We start from the raw sequence: 16,061 nt of genomic DNA, 5'->3' as shown, positions 1-16,061 counted from the left end.
CTTAAAAAGGAAGCTGAACGATTGGGCCTAAATCTACCCCTAAAATCGCTGAAAATAATACCCAAAATGCACCCGCGATGCCAAATACCATCAGCAGTGTTTTGAGATTGAACTTGGCATCAAATGCCATCGATACTCCCAGGCCACACAATCCAGCAGGAATTAAAAAACCAATTACTTTGGCAAGCACGATAAAGGAAAGGCCGCCGCCAAGTATATACAAAACACGCCTTGATCCCCCTTTTAGCGGACGATCTTCCTCTTGATGAGTGCAATCTGGGGCCTTATTACTAATGGTAGTGAATAAATAAAAAACACCCAATAAAGACAGTAAGGCAACCAAAATAGAGGGGGCCAAGATGGGCCCTACCTCAGAATGGATGGTTGATTCCGGAATACTGAATACTTGCCAAACAGCTAGCGCACAAAATACCAGCAAAAAGCTAGCAATCAGGCGAGTGCTCATGCAAGGCCTAATTCTTTTAGCACTGTCTCTGTTTCAGCAATATACTTTTTCAACTGAGCATCAAATGCCGCACCCGCAAGAAAGGCGTCAGACCACTTTCTTTTCTCTAAAGTTTCTGCCCAACCCTTGGTGTCGTGCATCTTCGTAACTAATTCTACTAATGCGGCTTTTTGTGCAGCATTAATACCTGGGGCACCAAACACTCCTCGCCAATTAGCAGCAGTCACATTTAAACCAAGTTCTTTTAAGGTGGGTATATCGACGCCTGGAATACGCTTATTACCCGATACAGCAAGCGCTCTCATCTTACCTGCCTTAATTTGCTCGGCAAATTCAGAATAACCAGAAATCCCTGCAGTAACTTGACCACCTAGAATCGCAGCATTTGCTGGGCCTCCGCCTGCAAAGGCCACATAGGCAGCCTCGCGAGGATTTTTACCTAAGGCTTTAATAATGAGTCCCAAGAGTTGATGATCGGTTCCACCGGCACTACCACCAGCTACGGAGACTGCTTTTGGATTGGCTTTAATAGCCTCCTCAAACTCTTTCCAAGTTTTAATTTTTCCATCGGTTGGAACCACGATGATTCCAGCTTCTTCAGTCAGGGATGCGATAGGAGTGACATCAGACATCGTCACTGGACTTTTATTGGTAATGGCCGCGCCCACCATCACTGATCCGCCGACCATTAAGGCATTAGCTTGACCTTTACGTTGGTTTACAAATCGGGGTAAGCCAACCATCCCACCAGCACCACCAACATTCTCAAACTGAAAGGAGCCCACTAAGCTAGCATCCTTTGCCGCCATCTCAATCGCTCTACCAGTACTATCCCAGCCGCCACCAGGAGCAGCAGGAATAAACATATTAATTGATTCAAATAAAGGTTTGTTTTGCGCAAACACAAATGATGGGACGCTATTTACCAATGTAAAAGCAGAACCATAAGCTATAAAGTCTCTACGTGACGTTTTCATTTTTTTCCTTTAATGAATCAATTTCTAAATACAAGAACGAACTGAACAAACTATACCGAATTCCCTGAAAGACCTCAAATATCCGTTTACCGAAAGGATTGAAATGTCAAAATACCCAGAAAAGTGAGCAGCAAAGAACCTACCAAATGAAGTAATGCAGTTCCTATTGCCCATATGTAATCTCCGCGCTGCATCAAACTCACTACCTCGGCAGAAAAGCTAGAAAAAGTGGTAAGTCCACCTAAAAATCCGGTAATCACAAATAACTTCCACTCTGAGGATACATTTGGATTACTACCAAAAAAAGCCACTGCGATTCCAACCAAATAAGCACCAAGCAGATTTGCCAAAAGGGTACCCAATGGTATGACCGATCCAGCGCTCACAGTTAATACGTTAAAGCCGGCACGTAATAAAGCGCCGATCCCTGCTCCAAAAAATATTGCTAGAAAAGATAGTCCCATATTACGCGCTTTATTGAATTGAAAAACTCAGCATACTAATGGAACTCATCTCTATACCATCAGCAAAAATCTGAGCATACTCCCCATCTTCCTGCAGTGCCAAGGTATAAAGTGCTGGCCAATAATGCTCTGCAGTTGGAATCGATAAATGCGCAGCATCACCATAATGCTCCCAGTCAATTAATGATTCATGATGTTCGGCACATATTTTAGAGATAAAAAATTGATTGAAATCTTTTGCCCAAATCAATGGCTCCGCATTGTCATGCCAGTCAATGGTCCGCAAGTTATGCACGACATTGCCACTCGATAATATTAAAATATTTTCATCCCGCAAGGGGCGAAGTTTCTTGGCTAATTCATAATGCCCTCGCGCAGACATCGACCCATCTAAACTCAGTTGAACTATCGGTACATCAGCTTTGGGATATATATATCTCAGAACAGACCAAGCGCCATGATCAATGCCCCACTCATTTTCCTCAAGTACTACTGGAACATTTAAGAGCTCTTTTACTCGGTCAGCGAGTGCAGGAGATCCAGGGGCTGGATACTCAATATCAAACAGCTCTTGTGGGAACCCACCAAAATCATGAATTGTTTTAGGCTTTGGCATCGCGGTAACCCAAACTCCTCGGGTTACCCAATGCGCTGATATGACTAAAACAGCATCTGGGCGTTTTAGTGATTTGCCTAGTGAAGCCCAAGCCTGTGTATATCGATTCGGCTTTAAAGCATACATTGGACTACCATGGCCAGCAAATACAGCGGGTTGGCGATGGCTAGTCATTCAAAAGAATTAACCGAATACGTAACCAATATGAGCTGCGACCAATGCAAACAAAATTGCCAGGCTTGTTGCTACGGCTAACATGACGATCAAAGTAATAATCTTTTTGTTAACTTCTTCTTTAGGCTCGTTGTGCCATTCGTTCATGCTTAATCCTCTGTATGCACATTAATCAATAGTGCAATTATCCACTATCGACCTCGCCCAGCCTTACGCATCATGCCTTTTCCACCACCAAAGCCTGCCTGAGGCCTTCCTGCTGGGCCGGATGGCCCCTTGGGAGCAGGTGGACGTGGTGCTGGCTTAGCAATTACAGGCTTAACCGGGTTCTTGGGATCGGGTTTTTTATCGTCAGTCACTTTTTACTCCATAGATATCATATTGCCATGATTACTGACTATTCTATCCAAGCCATCGCAATTAATGCGATTCCCTTAATTTTCGCCATTACTATCCATGAGGCAGCCCATGGCTATGCGGCACGTAGATTTGGCGATAACACCGCCTATCTGCTTGGTCGAGTGACCTTAAACCCTGTCAAGCATATTGATCCAGTAGGCACCATTCTGATCCCTTTAGGGCTCATACTGACCGGATCTCCATTCTTAGTGGGGTATGCCAAACCAGTGCCGGTCAACTTTGGGCGCCTCAGAAACCCCAGAATTGATTCAATCTGGGTTGCATTAGCAGGACCAGGCTCCAATTTCTTCCAAGCCATTATTTGGGCAATATTGCTGATCTTTCTTCTCGGATTTGGGATCAATGAAAAGTTCTTCATTGAGATGGCACAGGCTGGTATGAGATGGAATCTGGTTCTGCTCGTATTTAATTTATTTCCCTTGCCGCCGTTAGATGGGGGACGAATACTATCTAGCCTGCTGCCAGCCCGACAGTCAATTGCCCTTGGAAAACTTGAACCTTGGGGCTTTTTTATTGTTCTTGCCCTGCTATTTACGGGGATTATCGGCAGTCTATGGATGGAGCCACTCATCGCATTTTTTAAGTGGCTTCTTTATCTCATTACGCTACCCCTGCAAATGATTCTGTAGAGCGCTACTGCGGCAAAAACCGCCATTCTGGGGTATGCTCATTTCACTGTTTAATTTACCCCCTTTCACCCCCTAATTAATAGAGGCTTCTCATGAAACTACAAAAAATTATTCTCGCTGCTAGCGCTACTATCCTCACAATGAGTTCAGGCTTTGCTGTTGCTCAATTCCAAAAGCCTGAAGATGCAATTAAATATCGTCAAAGCGTCTATACCGTCTTGGGAAATTCTTTTGGAAAAATTAGCGCTGTTGTTAAAGGTGAAGTCCCATACAACAAAGATGATGTTGCTAAGAATGCAGCCATTATTGCGATGATGTCTACTTTGCCATGGCAGGCATTTGGACCAGGCACAGAAGGTGGTAAAGCACAACCCGCTATTTGGTCCGATAACGCTAAGTTCAAAGCAGCTTCTGAAAAAATGCAGTTGGCAGTAGTTGATCTGAATAAAGCCGCTCAGTCTGGCGACTTAGAAAGCATTAAGAAAGCGTTTGGCGCCACAGGACAAACCTGCAAAGGATGTCATGATGATTTTAGGAAGAAGTAATTAAATAAGCTATCACTAAAGCGATCACGCTCAATAGAGTTAAGGCGAGCGTACGCTGTATAAAACCATCCTTGGATGGTCGACCCAAGTCAGCTGGTGAATAATTTGCCTCCTCGCTTGGGTCAATTTCTTTATCGCCACTGAACATTGGCCCAATCAAATCTTCACCCTTAAATTTGCGATAGTAGAGAATAGCTGCAATATGAATGGCAATGAAGGTGTAGATCAGAAATTGATTGCCCTCGTGAAGCTGCGAGAAAATAGAAACCATTGCGTTGGAAACATATTTAGACAGTGGGCCCTGAAAAGCAATTTCATCATCTACAAATAAGCCCGTAAATACTTGCACACTCAATACAAAGAGCAGCGCAAAAACAGAAATAGCCCCTAGAGGGTTATGACCTAAAACTCGGGGTGACTTGCCACTGAGATAGTTCAATACGTTTTCCTTCGACGGAAAGAAGGAAGCAAATCGAGCATGGGTTGAGCCTATGAAACCCCAGACAATCCTAAACAGTAATAAGACCAAAATGCTGTAGCCAAAATAGGCATGCCACTCCATAGCATTGCCACCTATATTGACGCTGACCACGCTACCAGTAATGCACAATACCAATAGCCAATGAAATAGTCGAATTGGTAAGTCCCAAACACGAATGATTTTCTTCATTACTAAAGAATAAAGCAGGATCTGACTTAAACTAAGCAAAATTCATGAATCCTAGTAAAGCCTTTAGAACCCTACTGCTCTATCGCATTGGTGCGACCTTAAGTTATCAGATCACGATGGTGGCGGTAGGTTGGCACATTTACGAAATTACCAATAGCGTAGTTTCACTAGGACTGATCGGCCTAGCTGAATTAATTCCTTATTTTGCCCTCGCCTTGTATTCAGGTCATGCGGTAGACCACTACTCCAGAAAGCTGATTGCAGCGTTAGCCTGTGCAATACATATGGCAGTAGCTTTATTTTTGGCAGCGATTGCCCTGGGATGGTTAACGCCACCTGTCCCCCTTATTTATTGCGCAGTCGCCTTCATCGGCGTTGGCCGCGCCCTATTGCGCCCATCCTACCAAGCCCTCTTTGGACAAATCATTCCAAGAGACCAACTCACCCGCTATACCGCCTATGCTTCTTCTGCATTTCAGATTTGCGTAGTGGCGGGTCCAGGACTTGGTGGCCTGATGATTGGTTTCGCTGGCTTAGAGTGGACTTATTTATTGGCAGCCTTCTGTGCTGTCTTTGGTTTGTATGGCATTACCTTCATTAAAGTCATTCAAGAAAAGAGGGGTGAACTCTCTAATCATTTTTTGAAAAGCTTTTTACAAGGATTTCATTACGTCAGAAAACATGAACTGATATTGAGTGTGATGGCGCTCGATATGTTTGCTGTACTTTTTGGAGGTGCAGTCTCGATTCTGCCGGCTTTTGTAAAAGAGGTTCTCAATGCCGGGCCTGAGACTCTTGGCATATTACGAGCAGCACCCGCGGCTGGCGCTGTCATTACCGGAATTTACCTCGCAAGACGGCCAATACTGACTGAGTCAGGAAAATACCTTCTTCTCTCAGTTGCAGGCTTTGGTATTGCCATTATTGCTTTTGCCATCTCAAGCAATCTCTGGATCTGCGCATTTTTCTTATTCATCTCTGGATGTTGTGATTCTGTTTCAGTAGTGATTCGTGGCAGCATTATGCAACTCACAACACCGGATCACATGCGCGGTAGGATTAGTGCCATTAATGGCATCTTCATTGGCTCATCTAATGAACTAGGCGCGCTAGAGTCGGGTATTGCCGCTAGTCTCATGGGCTTAGTGCCCTCGATCATATTTGGCGGAGGCGCGACGATTTTGGTTGTTTTACTGACTTATCTATTTGCGCCCAACTTGCGCAAACTCAATATCAAAGATATTGCCTAGCCAGCCCTCATCATTATTTAATTTCCGGTAGGTCTTTCTGAATAATTTTTAAGCCCTCACGCAAGGCTTTCTGATAACGCTTACGCTCTGCTTGAATCGTTTCTGCAGTCCAAGAGAAAAATCCTTCCCCAGTTTTCATGCCAAACTTTCCGCTCTCCACGCGCTCACTTAAGCACTTTGCAATCGTAGAGGAGTTATTTAAGGAAGGATAAATCGTCGCTCCTCCAGCAGCATGGATTTCAAGCCCTGCATGATCACGCTGCATGGCTGGACCGGCTGCGATATAGCGAAAACCAAATCCAAAGCGGACAGCCTTGTCGATATCTTCAGGAGTACATATACCTTGATCTACCATCGAGAATGCTTCACGTGATAGCGCATGCTGTAAACGATTAGCCAAGAATCCGGGTAAATCTTTTTTAACAGTCACTGGAACCATGCCACAAGCAGTCATCAACCTAAAAAGGCTATCACCAACGAAGGGGGAAGTTTTTTCGCCATAAACCACTTCTACACAGGGAATTAAATGGGCCGGCATAAAAAAATGTAGGCCAATCATTCGTGCGGCTGTTTTCAAACTGCTCGCAATTTGGCTAATGGGGAAGCTAGTGCTATTACTAGCTAATACGGCTTCTGGCTTTGCGTACTTCTCAAGCTTGGCAAATAATTCTTGTTTGATATCTAAGCGCTCAGGCACGCACTCAATCACCAAATCCACATCCGACCAATCGACTTCTTCTAAAGACCCAGCAGTGCTGAGTAAATGAACGCAATTTTCGTAACCCAACTCAGTCAGGGTATTTGCAAAATAATCTGGCAAAAGGGCTCTGCGTTCAGTAGTAGGCTCAACCACCTGCACAGCACAACCACCGCGCGCGCAGACAGCAGCTACGTCTGCGCCCATAGTGCCCCCTCCAACAATCACTACTTTAGTTTCGGCTGGGGTAAACAACATGACATATTCTCCTCATAGGGGGCGCAATTTTAGGTAAAAATCCTTTTACAATGGATGCATTATTCCAATAAAAAAGTTTGTGAGACATGATCCCCGTCAATTCGGTGTTAGAGGTCGGCCATTTCCCTGAAATGATGCAGGCAGAAATTAATCGACGCTTTACTCCAATACTCCATCCTGATCCAAGAGCCCCAGCACCTGAAGGTCATTTTGAGGCCATCTTAGTTCGTTCTAACATTACCCTGCCTGAAACCTTAGTTAGGCAAATCCCCAGCATCCGAATGGTATCAACCTGTGGTGTTGGTTATGACAATCTTCCGCTGGCTTACCTTAAAGAGCGGGGAATCAAAATCAGCAACACCCCAGGGGTTCTCAATGATGCTGTTTGCGAGTTAGCGATGGGGATAATGCTCGGACTCTTGCGGCGCCTGCCTGAAGCCCAAGAACTTGTCAAAAGTACTGCCTGGTCTAAGGGCCCCTTTAGGATTACCACTAACTTATCGGGTAAACGAGTAGGCATTGCTGGTATGGGTCGGATTGGGCAAGAGCTAGCTGCACGCCTCTTGCCCTTTAAGGTGAGGGTTTGTTACAGCGGACCCTCTTCTAAGGACTTGCCATACACCTATATTAAAGATATCCAATCTTTGGCAGAAGCATGCGATGTGCTTTTTTTGACCTGTCCAGCTACCCCCGATACCGATAAAATGGTCAATGCTCAAGTGCTTAAAGCGCTTGGTCCCAAGGGTTACTTAATTAATGTCGCTCGTGGCAGCGTGATTGATGAACCCGCCCTTTTATATGCACTGCAGCATAAAAAGATTGCTGGCGCGGCTTTGGATGTCTTCGAAAATGAACCTAATCCCAATATTGCTTTCTTAAATCTTGATAATGTACTGTTAACGCCTCATATAGGCAGCGCTACCGCAGAAACACGGATAGCAATGACTCGTTTAGCGGTAGATAATTTAGAAGCCTTTTTTAACCAGCAGCCACTTCTGACAGAAGTAAAAAATTAATCGGAGCAAGAATGACTATTTCCTTACACCCTTCAACATTGCCTGCAGTGCTATCGCCAGTATTAACGCCATTCAAGGCAGATGGCGGTCCTGATGCACAAAAGCTATTGAAGCAGTGCAAGTGGTTAGAGGCTAATGGTGTTGGTCAAGCAATCTTTGGCACAAACTCAGAAGCAAACTCTATGTCTGATCCACAGAAAATGAACACGCTTACAGCGCTCATCGAAGGTGGACTCAATCCCGAGCATATGATGCCGGGCACCGGGGCTACCTCGATTGATGCAACCGTTACCATGACTAAACATGCGGTTGCACACAAATGTGCTGGCGTTCTCATGCTTCCACCCTTCTATTACAAAGACGTTACTGATGATGGACTCTTTGCATATTTTTCAGAGGTAATTCAAAAGGTAGCTAGCTCAGCCCTGAAGATTTATATCTACAACATTCCGCCCGTTACCAAGATTAATAAAAGTTTGTCATTGCTTGAGCGCCTAGCTAAAGAGTATCCAAAAACTGTGGTTGGCATGAAGGATAGTTCCGGTGACTGGGCTTATACAGAATCCGTTATTAAGTTACTAGCTCCTTCTGGTTTCCGTGTTTATGCTGGTAGCGAAGTTTTCCTAATGCGTACCCTGCGAGCTGGTGGGGTTGGATGCATTTCTGCTACTGCAAACGTCAATCCAAAAGCAATCGCTGATTTAGCAGCGCACTGGAGAGAATCCGATGCTGATCAACGTCAAGCGGACTTAGATAGCCTCCGCTCGATCTTTGCGCAATACCAAATGATTGCTGGCATGAAAACTGCCGTTGCCCACTTCAGTAAAGATCCTGATTGGCTCAGAGTGCTACCGCCACTGATGCAATTAACTGCTGATCAACAAACAAAATTATTAAGTGAATTACAAAAAGCTCATTTTTCAATGCCTGGTCTTTAATTTAAAAATATATAGAGGAGACAATAATGAAGTTATTAAAAATCGTCGTACTATCGCTCAGTTTTTTATGGGCAAATGCGCAAGCACAAAATATCTCGATCGCAACCGGTGGTACAGGGGGTGTCTACTACCCAATGGGTGGTGGCCTAGCCTCAGTCTTATCCAAGCATGTTCCAGGAATGTCAGCGACTGCTGAAGTGACAGGTGGTTCAGTTGATAACTTAAAGCTCGTTGGCACTGGTAAACCTTACGTTGGTTTCTCAATGGCTGATGCTGCTAAAGATGCTAAAGATGGTGAGGATAAGTTCAAGGACAAGCCAGTAGATTTACGAAACTTACTCATACTGTATCCAAACCTCATGCACGTTGCTACCGTCGAATCTAGTGGCATTAAGACCATGAAAGATTTAAAAGGTAAGCGCGTAAGTACAGGCTCACCAGGAAGTGCCACCGAAGTCATGGCCTTTCGCTTGCTAGAGGCTGCAGGCCTAGATAAGGATAAAGATGTCAAGCGTGAGCGCTTGAGCGTTGCAGAATCTGTCAACGCAGTAAAGGATCGTAAGATTGATGCCTTCTTTTGGGTAGGTGGCTTGCCAACTGCAGCCGTTACTGATTTAGCAAACAGTCCCAGCATGAAAATCGTGATGGTGGATACTGCTGCTGAAGTTCCTGCCATGAATAAAAAATATGGCAATCTTTACTTCCCATCCGAGATTACCAAGCAAACTTATAGCGGCATGGAAAAAGATAACAAAGTTGCAGCAGTTGCCAATCTTTTGGTTGTGAATGCCTCTATGTCTGATGCAGAGGCTTATAAAATAGTTAAAGCTATTTTTGATAATCAGCTTGAACTTGTACGCTCACATGCTGAATACAGAAATATCAAGTTAGAGAACCAAAAATCGAATGCCTCACCGATTGCCTATCATCCAGGCGCTTTAAAGTACTTTAAAGAAAAAGGTATTAAGGTAAATTAAGCCATATCGGGGTGAGTTAATCTCACCCCTTCTGCTTTAATGCGGTACATAAATATAAATAAAGATAGGTTCAGACATGAATCAAAATGTGATTGACAACGAAACCCAAGAAAAATTAGACGCCTTCATTAAGCAGGAAGAGGGCGACTCAAATAACTACAAGGGTCTACTGGCTATATTCATCACGCTGGTGGCAGTGGGCATGTCATTGTTTCATTTGTATGCAGCCTACTCGATCGTTCCAACCCATCAGCTCAGAGTTATTCACGTTGCGCTAGTCTTATTTTTAGTGTTCCTCAGTTTTCCGGTTGCTGCTCGTTTTAAAAACAAATTAATGTTTTGGGATGTTTTATTTGCCATAGGCTCAGTTGCGATCGCCTATTACATTCTGGCCGGTGGCGATGACCTGATGGACAGAAATACTGCCCCAAATTCTACTGACGTAATGGTGGGTATTGCTCTTATCCTGATCATCCTAGAGGGTGTGAGGAGAACCAATGGCATGGTACTCGTTACGGTTACGGTACTTTTCTTGCTATATGCCTTCTTTGGTAATTATCTTCCCGCCCCATGGACTCACAAAGGCTACGACTTAGATCGGCTAGTGGGTTATATGTATATGAGTCTTGAAGGCATCTACGGCACTGCAGTCGACGTCTCTGCAACTCTGATTATTCTTTTCACCATCTTTGGTGCCTTTTTGCAATTTACTGGCGCAGGAAAATTCTTCATTGACTTCTCTTTTGCTGCGATGGGCGGCAAATCATCTGGGGTAGGCAGAACGATTGTCTTGTCTTCATTCTTGATGGGTGGCCCATCAGGATCGGGTGTTGCAACTACTGTTACGGTCGGCTCTGTTGCCGCACCGATGCTTAAAAAGGTAGGTTACGAAAAAAATGCTGCAGGTGGTCTTTTGGCTGCAGGTGGACTTGGTGCCATTATCTCGCCACCGGTATTGGGTGCTGCTGCCTTCCTAATTGCTGACTTCCTCAAAATCTCCTATTTAGATGTGTTGCTCATGGCAACCATTCCCACGATTTTGTTCTACCTTGGCTTATTTGTCATGGTTGAAATCGACGTGCGTAAGTACGGCATGAAAAATATTCATTTTCCATCAGTAGAAAGTGCCTGGCAGTTAACTAAAAAATATTGGTTTCATTTTTTCTCTTTAATCTCCATCGTGGTGTTCATGATGATGGGCTTCTCACCAGTGATGTCAGTCTTTTGGGCAACCGTTGTTTCTGCACTTTCTAGTATGTTGCGCAAAGATACTGCAATCATTCCCTGGGCATGGTTTAAAGGAAAAGAACCTATTCTTTCTGGTCTTTATCAATCCAATTTAGTGAAGGCACTCTCGTCTGGCTCTACGGGAGTGTTAGCGATTGCAGCAACGTGTGCAGGTGCAGGTCTGATTGTTGGCACCGTAACCCTTACCGGCCTTGGTCTGAAATTTAGCTCGATCGTGATTCAATATGCGGGTGGCTCATTGCTACTGACTGCTATTTTTACAGCATTGATTGTCTGGATCGTCGGCCTCGCAGTGCCGGTAACTGCTTCTTATATTATTTGCGCTGTAATCGCCGCACCGGCACTGATTAACTTAGGTGTGCCTGCATTTGCCGCGCATATGTTTATCTTCTATTACGCCGTACTGTCAGAGGTATCGCCACCAACGGCCTTATCACCATTTGCTGCAGCCGCAATTTGTAAAGGCAATCCCTATAAAACTACTCTACAAACTTGGAAATACGTTGCTCCAGCAATTTTGGTGCCATTTATGTTTGTCCTTGATAAGTCAGGCGTGAGCTTGCTCTTGATGGGCTCGACCAGCGCTTTAGAGCAAGCAGATTGGTCGCAGATTGCATGGATATCGTTTACTGCTGTAATTGGCATCATTTGTTTGGCTGGCGGCTTACAGGGATGGTTTATTGAAAAAACCAAAGTGTTTGAGCGCGTCATTATGGTGATCTCTGGGGTAGCTTTAGCTTATCCCTCAACAGAGGCTGATCTGATTGGCTTCATTGGATTTGCTTTGGTACTCGTCACCCAAATCTTTACTCACTTTAAACTCCACCCCCGATCTTCTTCCTAAACTATGAATAAAGCCCGCAGTAGCGGGCTTTATTCACAAGGATTAATCTTCAAGTTCTATCAAGCAATTTTAGTCCAGGCAGATTTACCCGCATACTTTTTCACCGCAGTATCATCAAATTCAAATCCGAGCCCTGGTGTTTTATGTAAGATCAGGTCGCCATTCTTAAAGGTCAATTGTTTATTAATTAACCTACGGAAATTCAATACCTGATCATCTAAAAAGAACTCTACAAAACGAGCATTCGGGGTAGCAGCTACTAGTGGCGCATGTAAATCGTGCATCCAATGTGGGCAAACGATTACACCCTTTAAGTCTGCATAAGCAGAGATCCGGCGCCATTCTGTAATACCACCGCATACTGCAGCATCTGATTGCAAAATTGCAGCACCACCTGCATCAATCAACTCTCTAAAGCGCCAGCGGCCTGCCTCCATCTCACCGGTAGCAACGTTAATCTTGGTTTGTCGTGCTAGAGCTGCATGTAAATCAATCGCATCTGGTGAAAAGGGCTCTTCTATCCAGTATGGGTTATAGGCCTCAAAGCGCCGTACATACTCTAAAGCGGTAGGTAAATCACGCCATGCATTATTGGCATCTAAAGTTAATAAAATATCTTCACCAATTGCTTTGCGGGCAGCCTTCACTCGTGCCTCTTCCTCGGATGGAGATAAGCGCCCCACTTTCATTTTGACAGCTTTAAAACCCAGCTTAACGTAGGACTCCATCTCCTTGCCTAACTTAGCAGGCGTTTTTCCATCAAGGTAGTAACCGCCACTGGCATATGCTGGTACACGATCATCTACCACTGACCCTAAATACTGATGCAAAGGCAATCCCACTGAACGAGCGTTTAAATCCCAGAGCGCTGTATCTAAAATAGAAATGCCACGCATTACAGATCCTGCACGCCCCTGCAGGATGGATTCGTTATACATATCCATCCAAAGCCCCTCGCTGCGATGGCTATTTTGACCAATCAATTTGGGTGCTAATAATTGCTCCACAGCAACTTTAGCAATATCACCTCCTGCGCTACCGACATAGCAAAAACCGATTCCTTCATGTCCGTCTTTACTACGTACCTTCACTAAGCAATAGTGGCGCTCCGATACAGTGCGAGTAGAAAATGAAGTGACTTTATCCAAAGGCACAGCCACTGCAGCAACCTGTATAGACTCAATAATGGGCATCCGAACTCCTTAATGAAAAAAATATCGTATCGATTATTATCACTTGAAGAGGAATGCGCTTACTACCTTTAGATACAAGGTCTCACATTTGGAGAATATTCAATGAACTTCAGCTATTTGTTGCACCACAACATCAATATCAGGGTTGGGGCTCACATTATTAGATAATGTTGCTGTGAATAGAAAAGTATCTCAATCCACCCGAGCTTTTGTGTGGGTACTCCCCTTATTAAGCTACATCCTTATAGTCCTGACATTAGGGTTAGCGCCACAAGCTCAAGCTCAGACCAAGCAAAATCAAAAAGATTCTCAAACCCGTCAAAAAGTCATTATTCAAAGTTCTGAGCAACGGGGCTTAAAAGATACTGCGGGAAGCAGTAAAACAAAATCGAACGCCCTCGATCCAGCACTTTTTCAGCGCAAAGATCCAAATGAACTCATTCTTGATAGCGCAGGTAATCTTGACTACCGCATCAGTCAAGGCTGCCTTAGAAGAAACCTTAATGAAAATAATCTTCCAGCCAACATCGGAATTGATAATCGGGCTTTTTTTGAATTTTTCAAGAACCAAACAAAAACATTCTTCGATCGCATGCGTGGTGACTGTATTCCCTATGTAGTTGCATTTGGTACTCGTAATCGCTTTAATTCACTGAGCATTATGAATGGCCCTATTCAGGATGCCAAAACGGAAGTATGGACATTTACACCGTCTGCGTTTGGTGGATTTTTAGTGCAACAAGATTATCTTATCAACGAATCTAAAAATCTCAGCGAAATCCGCATTCCCTTGCGAGAAGTTTTATATGACCCTTCTAAAATAAACGATAGGCTTCCAGTAGAGTTAGTTTGGGAACTCAATTCCATCATTAAACAAATCTATCCTGAAGAAAATAATTCGCTTGAAAATACCAATAGCCTAGTACGTTTAATTGTAGACTTTGGCGATCGTGAGCGTTGGGCGCAAATTTGGGCTGTAGAAATTATTGATCCTTCCGAGAAAGAAGTATTCGCAAGCGCATTCTGGGTTGAGCGCAGCGATATACCTGGTGGATTCTTTACTGGTAGTGGTGAATCGCTTGAACGTTCCTTTTGGACCAACCCATTAAGTTATCGTCGCATCTCCCGTGGAGTTGGTAGTGTGAAAGCCTCTAGTAAACGTCCAAATAAAAATACCCCAGCAGTACAGGCTGCACCACCAAAGCAAAGCTACCGCGCTCATATGGGTATTGACTATGCAGCGCCTACTGGCACTCCTGTTTTCAGCGTGGCAAACGGTAAGATTGTTCACCTTGGCTTTAACGGCGCATTCGGGAACCTGATTGTAATTGAGCATCCCGGAAATTACCATACCTACTATGCACACTTGAGTAACTACAACGTAGAGCTTCAACTAGGCAATGAAGTACGTCGTGGCTTTGAAATTGGCTATGTTGGATCTACTGGCAGATCAACAGGTCCACATCTTCATTTTGAATTAAGAAAGAATGGTATCTATATAGATCCTTATGCTGCTAAAACACAGCTAGATTTATGGTCAATGCGTGACAATGAGAGCGGCCAACTCACTCGAGAGATCTTATTATTTGGCAGCCCAGTCAAATAATCATCTTCATCTTCAAAACTTTGGCGACAAAAAAAGGGTCCTAGTGGACCCTTTTCACTATTGCAATAAGAACTTAACCCAGCACTAAAACTGGCAAAGTAGCATGCACAATCACTTCATGCGTCTCGCTACCAAGTAATATTCCTTTGATACCAGTGCGCTTATGCGATGCCATCACAATGACATCCGCTTTCGCTTTTTTTGCAGCGTCCAAAATGCCAGCGGATAGATTGGTATTAGAAACATGCAAGGATTTGGCCTTAATACCTGGCCCTAGCGCTTTAGCTGCATTTTTAAACACATCCTCTGCATAGGCAGCACAAACCTTCTGGTGGTCTTTTTGAGACACTCCATAACCCATGGTGCTATCGGAGTACACCATAGGCGGAAGCGGATCAGAGACATATGCTAATGTCACTGCCGCTTTATCTGCATTGGCAAGCTTTGCGACTTCCTTGAGGGCTTTCTTGCTTACATCTGAACCATCTACCGGTACCAATAAATGCTTAAACATATCCGACTCCCTTTAAATTGAACTGCTTGTCTACTGATTACATCATAATACTTATTTTTAATGCATTAAAGCTCCAAAGGATAAATAAAATGACCAAGTATTTAACTATCTATTTTTCGTTTCTGATTACGCTAGTAGCCATTGATTTAATCTGGCTCCTAGTTGTAGCCAAGAACCTTTACCAGCAAGAAATGGGGAGTCTGATGGCGACTGAACCCAAATTGATCGCTGGTCTTGCCTTTTATCTTCTATATGCCATCGGAGTGACTATTTTTGTGATTGCCCCCGCGCTCTCAAAACAATCGTGGGTATATGCAGTGCAATATGGTGCATTGTTTGGGTTTTTTTGTTACATGACCTACGACCTCACCAATTTAGCCGTGGTTCGCGACTTTCCTACTAGACTCGCTTTTATTGATATTGCTTGGGGTAGCGCAGTAACTTCAGTTACTGCTGGATTTACTTATTGGATTGGAAGTCGCTTCTCCTAGATAGACTGCATGACACCACCAGAGCCGCCTCAATCAGCTAACTAGGCAGTATGGCGCCAGAGCAGTGA

19 protein-coding genes are annotated in these 16,061 nt (G+C 44.1%); 9 read left to right on the top strand and 10 right to left on the bottom strand.

Translation table 11 applies throughout. The annotated features are described in order from the left end of the window. Position 1 precedes the first annotated feature (1 nt). From ABWP14_RS00375 to ABWP14_RS00350, 6 genes are all read right to left on the bottom strand, one after another. Entirely contained in the window at positions 2-466 is a 465-nt protein-coding gene (locus ABWP14_RS00375; RefSeq protein ID WP_353201000.1) for a tripartite tricarboxylate transporter TctB family protein, read from the bottom strand. Next, positions 463-1,443: a Bug family tripartite tricarboxylate transporter substrate binding protein gene (locus ABWP14_RS00370; protein WP_353200999.1), complete on the bottom strand. Its 981-nt coding sequence runs from the start codon at positions 1,441-1,443 to the stop codon at positions 463-465. Before ABWP14_RS00370 ends, ABWP14_RS00375 begins: the two co-directional genes overlap by 4 nt. Positions 1,444-1,529: 86 nt before the next feature. After that, positions 1,530-1,907 (bottom strand): fluoride efflux transporter CrcB, encoded by a 378-nt coding sequence (gene crcB / locus ABWP14_RS00365; protein ID WP_353200998.1) that lies wholly within the window; start codon positions 1,905-1,907, stop codon positions 1,530-1,532. Between the two features lie 10 nt (positions 1,908-1,917). Next, positions 1,918-2,697, bottom strand: coding sequence for a 4,5-DOPA-extradiol-dioxygenase (gene ygiD, locus ABWP14_RS00360; RefSeq protein ID WP_353200997.1), 780 nt, complete (start codon positions 2,695-2,697; stop codon positions 1,918-1,920). Between the two features lie 9 nt (positions 2,698-2,706). Continuing rightward, positions 2,707-2,844 (bottom strand): hypothetical protein, encoded by a 138-nt coding sequence (locus tag ABWP14_RS00355; protein WP_353200996.1) that lies wholly within the window; start codon positions 2,842-2,844, stop codon positions 2,707-2,709. A 44-nt stretch (positions 2,845-2,888) separates the two neighbouring features. Continuing rightward, the gene (locus ABWP14_RS00350; RefSeq protein ID WP_353200995.1) at positions 2,889-3,056 is read right to left on the bottom strand and encodes a hypothetical protein; all 168 of its coding nucleotides are present in this window, start codon (positions 3,054-3,056) and stop codon (positions 2,889-2,891) included. 27 nt (positions 3,057-3,083) lie between these two features. On the opposite strand from ABWP14_RS00350, the gene ABWP14_RS00345 reads away from it, so the two are divergent. Beyond that, positions 3,084-3,746, top strand: coding sequence for a site-2 protease family protein (locus ABWP14_RS00345; RefSeq protein ID WP_353200994.1), 663 nt, complete (start codon positions 3,084-3,086; stop codon positions 3,744-3,746). A gap of 92 nt (positions 3,747-3,838) precedes the next feature. After that, positions 3,839-4,291 carry a c-type cytochrome gene (locus tag ABWP14_RS00340; protein ID WP_353200993.1) on the top strand — a complete coding sequence of 151 codons (453 nt, stop codon included), beginning with the start codon at positions 3,839-3,841 and terminating at the stop codon, positions 4,289-4,291. Here the strand turns inward: ABWP14_RS00340 and ABWP14_RS00335 are convergent. Further along, on the bottom strand, positions 4,278-4,961 hold the full coding sequence (locus ABWP14_RS00335) for a cytochrome b/b6 domain-containing protein (RefSeq protein WP_353200992.1): 684 nt from the start codon (positions 4,959-4,961) through the stop codon (positions 4,278-4,280). The two genes, ABWP14_RS00340 and ABWP14_RS00335, sit on opposite strands and share 14 nt — an antisense overlap. A 44-nt stretch (positions 4,962-5,005) precedes the next feature. Between ABWP14_RS00335 and ABWP14_RS00330 the strand changes: the two genes are divergently transcribed. Next, positions 5,006-6,211: an MFS transporter gene (locus ABWP14_RS00330; protein WP_353200991.1), complete on the top strand. Its 1,206-nt coding sequence runs from the start codon at positions 5,006-5,008 to the stop codon at positions 6,209-6,211. Between the two features lie 13 nt (positions 6,212-6,224). Here the strand turns inward: ABWP14_RS00330 and ABWP14_RS00325 are convergent, their stop codons facing one another. Continuing rightward, the gene (locus tag ABWP14_RS00325) at positions 6,225-7,166 is read right to left on the bottom strand and encodes a 3-hydroxyacyl-CoA dehydrogenase family protein (protein WP_353200990.1); all 942 of its coding nucleotides are present in this window, start codon (positions 7,164-7,166) and stop codon (positions 6,225-6,227) included. A gap of 86 nt (positions 7,167-7,252) precedes the next feature. On the opposite strand from ABWP14_RS00325, the gene ABWP14_RS00320 reads away from it, so the two are divergent. The 4 genes from ABWP14_RS00320 (at position 7,253) to ABWP14_RS00305 (ending at position 12,189) form a co-directional block, all read left to right on the top strand. Continuing rightward, positions 7,253-8,182 carry a 2-hydroxyacid dehydrogenase gene (locus ABWP14_RS00320; RefSeq protein ID WP_353200989.1) on the top strand — a complete coding sequence of 310 codons (930 nt, stop codon included), beginning with the start codon at positions 7,253-7,255 and terminating at the stop codon, positions 8,180-8,182. Between the two features lie 11 nt (positions 8,183-8,193). Beyond that, positions 8,194-9,120: a dihydrodipicolinate synthase family protein gene (locus ABWP14_RS00315; protein ID WP_353200988.1), complete on the top strand. Its 927-nt coding sequence runs from the start codon at positions 8,194-8,196 to the stop codon at positions 9,118-9,120. 26 nt (positions 9,121-9,146) lie between these two features. Continuing rightward, positions 9,147-10,097: a TAXI family TRAP transporter solute-binding subunit gene (locus tag ABWP14_RS00310; RefSeq protein ID WP_353200987.1), complete on the top strand. Its 951-nt coding sequence runs from the start codon at positions 9,147-9,149 to the stop codon at positions 10,095-10,097. A 76-nt stretch (positions 10,098-10,173) separates the two neighbouring features. Then, on the top strand, positions 10,174-12,189 hold the full coding sequence (locus ABWP14_RS00305; protein ID WP_353200986.1) for a TRAP transporter permease: 2,016 nt from the start codon (positions 10,174-10,176) through the stop codon (positions 12,187-12,189). 59 nt (positions 12,190-12,248) lie between these two features. On the opposite strand, the gene ABWP14_RS00300 is transcribed toward ABWP14_RS00305, so the two are convergent. Further along, on the bottom strand, positions 12,249-13,382 hold the full coding sequence (locus ABWP14_RS00300; protein WP_353200985.1) for a mandelate racemase/muconate lactonizing enzyme family protein: 1,134 nt from the start codon (positions 13,380-13,382) through the stop codon (positions 12,249-12,251). A 175-nt stretch (positions 13,383-13,557) separates the two neighbouring features. Here ABWP14_RS00300 and ABWP14_RS00295 point away from each other — a divergent pair, with 175 nt between their 5' ends. Further along, on the top strand, positions 13,558-14,988 hold the full coding sequence (locus tag ABWP14_RS00295) for a M23 family metallopeptidase (RefSeq protein WP_353200984.1): 1,431 nt from the start codon (positions 13,558-13,560) through the stop codon (positions 14,986-14,988). Positions 14,989-15,061: 73 nt separating this feature from the next. Here ABWP14_RS00295 and ABWP14_RS00290 read toward each other — a convergent pair whose 3' ends face one another. Further along, on the bottom strand, positions 15,062-15,502 hold the full coding sequence (locus ABWP14_RS00290) for a universal stress protein (RefSeq protein WP_353200983.1): 441 nt from the start codon (positions 15,500-15,502) through the stop codon (positions 15,062-15,064). Between the two features lie 89 nt (positions 15,503-15,591). Here ABWP14_RS00290 and ABWP14_RS00285 point away from each other — a divergent pair, with 89 nt between their 5' ends. Next, entirely contained in the window at positions 15,592-15,993 is a 402-nt protein-coding gene (locus ABWP14_RS00285; RefSeq protein ID WP_353200982.1) for a DUF2177 family protein, read from the top strand. The last annotated feature ends 68 nt before the right edge of the window (positions 15,994-16,061 follow it).

The sequence above is a fragment of the Polynucleobacter sp. genome (genome assembly GCF_040400325.1).
Classification (GTDB): domain Bacteria; phylum Pseudomonadota; class Gammaproteobacteria; order Burkholderiales; family Burkholderiaceae; genus Polynucleobacter.
Note: the sequence above shows the minus strand (reverse complement) of the source record. Positions and strands in the feature narration are given on the sequence as shown.